Genomic DNA, 6,335 nt, shown 5'->3' on the forward strand with positions numbered 1-6,335 from the left:
GGGGCCATGCCGCAGTACCTGCTTTCGATCTACCAGCCGGACGGCACACCACCCGACGCCGAGCTCCTGGCCCAGATCACCGCCGACATTCACCGGTTGAACGAGGAGCTGCGCGAGAGCGGCTCATGGGTGTTCACCGGCGGCCTTCACGCGCCTGGCACCGCGACGGTGGTGCGGGCCGACGGCATGTTCACCGACGGCCCGTACGTCGAAGGCAAGGAGCACATCGGCGGTCTGTGGGTGATCACCGCGGCCGACCTCGACGCGGCCCTTGCCTGGGGCCGCAAGGCGGCAGCCGCCACTACGCTGCCGATCGAGGTCCGCCCGTTCCAGGACGTCGAACCGTTTTGAGCGCCACCTCGATGACGCCGCAGGAGATTGCGGCCGTCTTCCGCGCCGAGTACGGCAGAGCCGTTGCTGTACTCGTGCGCGGGCTCGGCGACATCGGCCTGGCCGAGGACGCGGTCGCCGACGCCTTCGAGACCGCGCTGGTCAAATGGCCGGTCGACGGCGCCCCACCCAGCCCGGCCGGCTGGATCATCACCACCGCCCGCAACCGGGCCATCGACCACCTTCGCCGCGAGGGCTCCCGCGCGCACAAGCACGCCGAGGCCGCTCTCATCAACGCCCCGGCAGCCACATCAGTCGAGGAAGGGGCCGTGCCGGACGACCGTCTGCGACTCGTATTCACCTGCTGCCACCCGTCCCTGGCCCGCCCCGCCCAGGTGGCACTCACCCTGCGCCTGCTGGGCGGGCTCACTACAGCTGAGATCGCCCACGCCTTCTTCGTGCCCGAAACCACAATGGCGCAGCGGCTTGTGCGGGCGAAGGCGAAGATACGGGACGCACACATCCCTTACCGGGTTCCATACGAGGCGGACCTGCCTGAACGCCTCGACGCGGTACTCGCGGTAATCTTCCTGATCTTCAACGAGGGCTACGTCGCCACCTTTAGCGCAGAACTCGCCCGGGGCGGCCTGTGCGTCGAAGCGATCCGACTGGCCCGCCTTCTGGTCGAGCTCATGCCCGACGAGCCGGAGGCAGCCGGACTGCTCGCACTGATGCTGCTGACCGAGGCGCGCCGCCCTGCCCGCACCGACGCCGACGGAGCTCTCGTGCGGCTCGCTGACCAGGAGCGCTCCCGGTGGGACGCCGACCTGATCGCCCAGGGCAGGTCGATCGTGCGCGCCTGCCTGCGCCGCAACCAACCTGGCCGCTTCCAGTTGCTCGCCGCGATAAATGCCGTGCACACCGACCCGGTCACCGACTGGACGCAGATCGTCGCGCTCTACGATCAACTCGCACAACTCGACCCCAGCCCGGTGGTCACACTCAACCGCGCGGTTGCCCTCGCCGAGGTCGAAGGCCCCGCGGCGGCACTTCGGCTGGTAGACGACCTGGACCTCCAAACCTTCTACCTGTTCCACGCAATCCGCGGCGACCTCCTCGCCCGCCTCGGGCGAACCAGCGAGGCCCAGCAGGCTTTTGACGCCGCAGCCTCACTCACCGGCAACCAGGCGGAACACGCCTACCTGACCGCCCGGCGCAGCCAGCTCGGAGACACATCTGGGTGACCGTGCTGCGGCGGGCGAACCCCATACCAAACTCGCCTGGTCGACGGTCGCCGGGGCCGAGCACGCGTGCGTCCAGGAAGTGCAGGCTGGGGAATGACCTGAGCAGCTCTGGGGAGTCCCTGAGCGCAGGATGGGGAATTTCAAGGTTCTGTCAGCGATCTCGTGAACGTCGAGGTCAGGACCGTGTGAGGATGCGGGTTCTCAGGAGTGCGAAGGAAGCTCGGCCGTACATGCTTCTCTTGAGGAGCTTGACTCTGCAGACATGCCCTTCGACGACGCCGGAACTGTGGGACAGCGTGAGTCCGGCGGTGACGGCGTCGAAGTCCTGGCGGAGGAAGCTGGCGAAGGAGCGGATCGGGGTCAGTGAATGCACGAGCAAAGTTGCACGCCTCAGTGATGTCCGCGCAGGCGAGGCGGGCTTGCTCCAGCTCAGCGGCGTGACGAGGCGACAGCGTGTCGCGCGGGCGCATGATCCACCTGCTGATGGTGCGTGGACTGGGGACGGAGGTCGGCGCCGGGACGGCTGTGCCGTCACGCAGGGTGCGCACGAAGCGGGAGACCGTCGAGTAGCCGCCCTGGAAGCCCTGTTCGCAGATCTGCTGGTACAGATCCGCGGCGTTGGTGTGACCGGCGGCGAACTCGGCTTGCAGGTAGGGCTTGAACTGGTCCAGGGGCACGTTCCGGCGGTCGCGGGCGGAGGCGAGGAGGACGTCGAGGTCGGTGTCGCGGTAGCGGCGGACTGTCTTGCGGTCGATGCCAAGGCGGCGGGCGATCTCGCTGATCGGGTAGCCGGTCTCGACCATGTGGTTGATTTCCTCGTGGCGTCGCCGGACACGGTCCACGATCAGCGTGGTCGGCAGGAGATCCAGGGTGGGCTGAACGGCCTGGCTGTGTTGCTTGTGTTCGGCGTATTTACGCAGGCAGGCGCGGTGCTGGTGGCAGCCCTGTTCAACCGCGAGGGAGAGATTGCGCAGCAGATGCCAGCGGTCGGCCACTTCGGTGGCGTTGGGGGCGGCTTCCTTGATGGCGCGGGTATAGGCGCTGGCCCGGTCTCGGCACACGACCTGGGCGCCGGGGTGCTCGCGCAGCCATGCGGTCAGTGTCTCGGAGGTACGGTCCGGCAGGACGTCGACGACCTGGTGCCTCTCGACGTCGACCAAGATGGTTCCGTAGCGGCGGCCACGGCGGAAGGCGAACTCGTCGACGCCGAGCACCTGCGGCGCCCGGTCCGGGACCGACTGGGCATGCAGGTGCCGCAGCAGTCGCATCCGCCCTGCGGGGACGGCGAGTTTCCGGCACAGCCGTGCTCCAGGCCGCCCGCCCAGCTCGGCCGCGACTGCGCGTAACCAAACGCGTAGGCCGGAGCTGGCTCGCTGGTAGGGCTCGGTCACGCCGTCGATCTGTTCAACGAACGTGCGCCTCAGACAGGTTGGGCTGTCGCAGAAGAACCGGCGCGCGATCAGCCTGACCAACACCGGCCTGCCGGCTATGGGCCGGTCGTCCAACTGCCGACCATAGCGGCTGTGCACCCGACGGGACGGGATACCGTAGTCCGGACATGATCTCCACGAGCATGCGCTGGACACCAGGACCGAGGTCCCCTCAGCAAGCACCTCCACACTCTCAACCCGCACCCCCGTCGTCCCGGGAAAGAACACGCCCTCGGGCGATAAGCACGCAGCCCCCATGACCGGCGGATTCCCGTTCAACAGCAGCTTGACCTCGACGTTCACGAGATCGCTGACAGAACCTTGGAATTCCCCAGCCGTGCTCAAGCCGTTACCCAGACCTGCTCTTGTCCCCAGGGGAACCGACGTGATTGGCTGAGTCGCTGAACCTGTCCGCGCGATACGCGGGATCCCGCTGAAAGCTTGACGATTCCCGAAGGCTCGGCCGGTGCGCCTGCCGCGCGTACCCTCCCGGCATGACTGCCACCACACCTGCCGCGTCCACCAATGGCGCCCCCAACTGGCCGCAGTGTGAGCACGATGCCGACCCGTCAGGCAATCTGGTCGGCTGCGGCGGCCGCCGGGTCGACCCGTATGCCGAATGCCTGGCTCACCTCAGCGACGCCGACCGCTCCTCCTACCTCGCGAGCCTCCAACCCGGCGCCGACCTCGACCACCGTGGCACCCGCTTCACCCGGGAACTGCTGATCGAACTACTTCGCGCGCTCGTGGTTGGCGACCCAGGGCAGCGCAAGCCCCGCTTGGGCACTTCAAGGTTCGAGGAGGCAGTGTTCAATGACGGCGTGTTTCCCCTCGCAGAGTTCTGCGGCGACGCCTGGTTCAGTCGAGCGGAGTTCAGAGGCACTGCCAATTTCGAGGATGCAGAGTTCCGCACCCTCGCCCGGTTTAACGATGCGGAGTTCACCGGTCCCGCCAGATTCCAGGATGCAGTGTTCCGTGGCGAGGCCAGGTTCGACCGAGCGACCTTCGGCGACGACACTTGGTTCCGCCACACGAAGTTCTGCGGTGAGGCCAAATTTACCCTTGTGACGTTCCACGCCATCGCCTGGTTCGACCGCACCAAGTTCAGCAGCCATGCCACGTTCATTTCCGCGAAGTTCACAGGCAGCGCCATATTCGATGATGCCAAGTTCGGCGACCACGCCTTCTTCGACCACGTGACGTTCGGCGACGACGCAGACTTCAACGGTACGGAGTTCCGCGACAACGCCTGGTTCCGAAGAGCGGTTTTCGACCGCGCTGCGCATCTGGGGCCACTCACGTGCGAGCGTGCCCTGGACCTCTCCGGGGCTGTGTTCGGGACCGCCGTGACCATTGAGGCGGCAGCGGCGGTCCTGCTTTGCCAGCGGACGCGCTGGACCTCCACCGCTGCGCTGCGCCTGCGGTACGCCGCTGTCGACCTGAGCGACGCGGTCGTGGAATATCCGGTGAGCATCGCCGCCCGCTCCCAGCCCATCACCATAGGCGGCGAGGATATGGCCGAATCAGGCCTGACGGACGCCCGCGTGCGGGTCACCTCGCTGCGGGGAGTGGATGCTGTGCACCTGGTGCTCACCGACGTTGACCTCACCGACTGCCTGTTCGCCGGGACCATCCATCTTGACCAGTTGCGGATGGAGGGGCGGTGCCCCCTGGCCAGAGCTCCCTCCGGCGTGCGGCGGCGCGGTTGGCTGCCGACGCGCTGGACGCCGCGCCGGACGCTGGCCGAAGAGCAGCACTGGCGCGCCGCCCGTGGCACCGCGGCAGACGGCTGGACGCCTGCGCCGGAAGGGGAGAGGGCGCTGACGCCGGCCGCGCTGGCGCCGGTGTACCGGCAGCTACGCAAGGCCTTCGAGGACGGAAAGGACGAACCGGGGGCGGCTGACTTCTACTACGGCGAGATGGAGATGCGCCGCCACGACCACAGCACTCCGCGCGCCGAGCGGGCCCTGCTCGCCGCGTACTGGGCTGTCTCCGGGTACGGGCTGCGAGCCTCCCGCGCCCTGAGCTGGCTGCTGCTGGCTATGGGCATCACCGTGCTGCTGATGATGCTGTGGGGTCTGCCGCAGGACGCCCCGAAGCCGCAGAGCACTGGCACCCTCACCGGCCGCAGCATCATGATGACGACCGACACGCCCGATCCAGTCAACCCCGACGGTCCCTACGCGGAGCGCCTGTCGACCGAACGGTGCGAGAAGTCCTTGCGGGTCGTCATCAACTCGGTGATCTTCCGCTCCTCCAGCCAGGACTTGACCACCGTCGGCACCTACACCGAGATGGCCTCCCGCCTGACGGAGCCTGTCCTGCTCGGCCTCGCTTTCCTTGCGATCCGAGGCCGGGTGAAACGGTAAGTGCCCGCCGGGCGCAGCAGAGGTGCTGACTGGGCGACCCCGTTGACCGCCGGATCCTGTCATCCCGTAGGCGTATTTCGTCGCGTCTTCCCACCCCGTGCGAGGGCTGGTGTCGGTGAAGCAAATCCGTCCGGCCTCTGGTTGAGCCCACAACTAAGTGAGGGCGACGAGCAAGGGTGCCCGAATTCAGGAAGCGCCAGCACAGTGAACCCGTGGCCGCCAGAGCAGACTGAGACGTACGAAGAGGCCTGGCAGCGCTGGAGGACCCTAGCCGGTGAAGTCCAGGCTGCCCTCACCGCATACGGCGCTCGTCGATGATGCGCTGGAAGCGGAGCAGTCCCATACCGGTGCTGGCAGTCGTGGACAGCGACGACTCCGCGCTCCTGGGACTCCTGGACGCCGACGTCGTGGTGACGCTCACCGCGACCGGACCCGGCCAAGGTCCAAGTGACCGTAACGGAGCGAGACTTCGGCACGATCGGCTCGGCATACCTGTAGCCCGATCTGCTCCAGGCCCGCTTCCTCGACGCCGGAGCCGCCCCCCTTCGAGCGCGCCGACAGCCCGGCGAGCCCGGGGCTCTCGGCGGCCGCTGGGGGAACGGCGGCGCTGGAACTGGCCGAAGCCGCCCTTCCCTCGCTCCGAACAAGCTCCTGCACACCGGCCCGCTCGACGCGTACGACAAGGCCGAGCCGGCATCTACCTCATCGACATCCCGGAGTGGAACCGCACCGACATGCCGCACCCCTGGGGCGGATCATCGATCGTCCCGACGAGGACGGCCGCGTGTGGGTCACCACCCCCGTTATCTTCTTCGCGGTCCTGCAAGGGGACCGCTGGCCTCCGGGCCCGGCATGACTGTTCCCCCTTGTCGAACGGATGACCTGGGGGTGGTGTCACCGGGCCCGGGAGGCGCCGTTGGATGCGCTGATGAGAGGTCCGACTACCGCCTGGCCAGGCGCAA

General features: G+C 67.7%; 5 protein-coding genes. 3 read left to right on the forward strand and 2 right to left on the reverse strand.

Translation table 11 applies throughout. The features are described from left to right. Positions 1-6 precede the first annotated feature (6 nt). Positions 7-351, forward strand: a complete 345-nt coding sequence (locus tag AB0959_RS50650) for a YciI family protein (protein WP_366833781.1) — start codon at positions 7-9, stop codon at positions 349-351. Between the two features lie 11 nt (positions 352-362). Continuing rightward, positions 363-1,574 (forward strand): sigma-70 family RNA polymerase sigma factor, encoded by a 1,212-nt coding sequence (locus tag AB0959_RS50655; RefSeq protein ID WP_366833787.1) that lies wholly within the window; start codon positions 363-365, stop codon positions 1,572-1,574. A 140-nt stretch (positions 1,575-1,714) separates the two neighbouring features. Here AB0959_RS50655 and AB0959_RS50660 read toward each other — a convergent pair whose 3' ends face one another. After that, positions 1,715-3,307 (reverse strand): ISL3 family transposase, encoded by a 1,593-nt coding sequence (locus AB0959_RS50660; protein ID WP_366833782.1) that lies wholly within the window; start codon positions 3,305-3,307, stop codon positions 1,715-1,717. A 191-nt stretch (positions 3,308-3,498) separates the two neighbouring features. Here AB0959_RS50660 and AB0959_RS50665 point away from each other — a divergent pair, with 191 nt between their 5' ends. After that, on the forward strand, positions 3,499-5,373 hold the full coding sequence (locus tag AB0959_RS50665) for a pentapeptide repeat-containing protein (protein WP_366833783.1): 1,875 nt from the start codon (positions 3,499-3,501) through the stop codon (positions 5,371-5,373). A gap of 292 nt (positions 5,374-5,665) precedes the next feature. On the opposite strand, the gene AB0959_RS50670 is transcribed toward AB0959_RS50665, so the two are convergent. Continuing rightward, complete coding sequence (locus AB0959_RS50670; protein WP_366833784.1) at positions 5,666-5,794, reverse strand: hypothetical protein; 129 nt, start codon at positions 5,792-5,794, stop codon at positions 5,666-5,668. Between the last annotated feature and the right edge of the window lie 541 nt (positions 5,795-6,335).

The organism is Streptomyces sp. NPDC046862 (assembly GCF_040704615.1).
GTDB lineage: Bacteria > Actinomycetota > Actinomycetes > Streptomycetales > Streptomycetaceae > Streptomyces.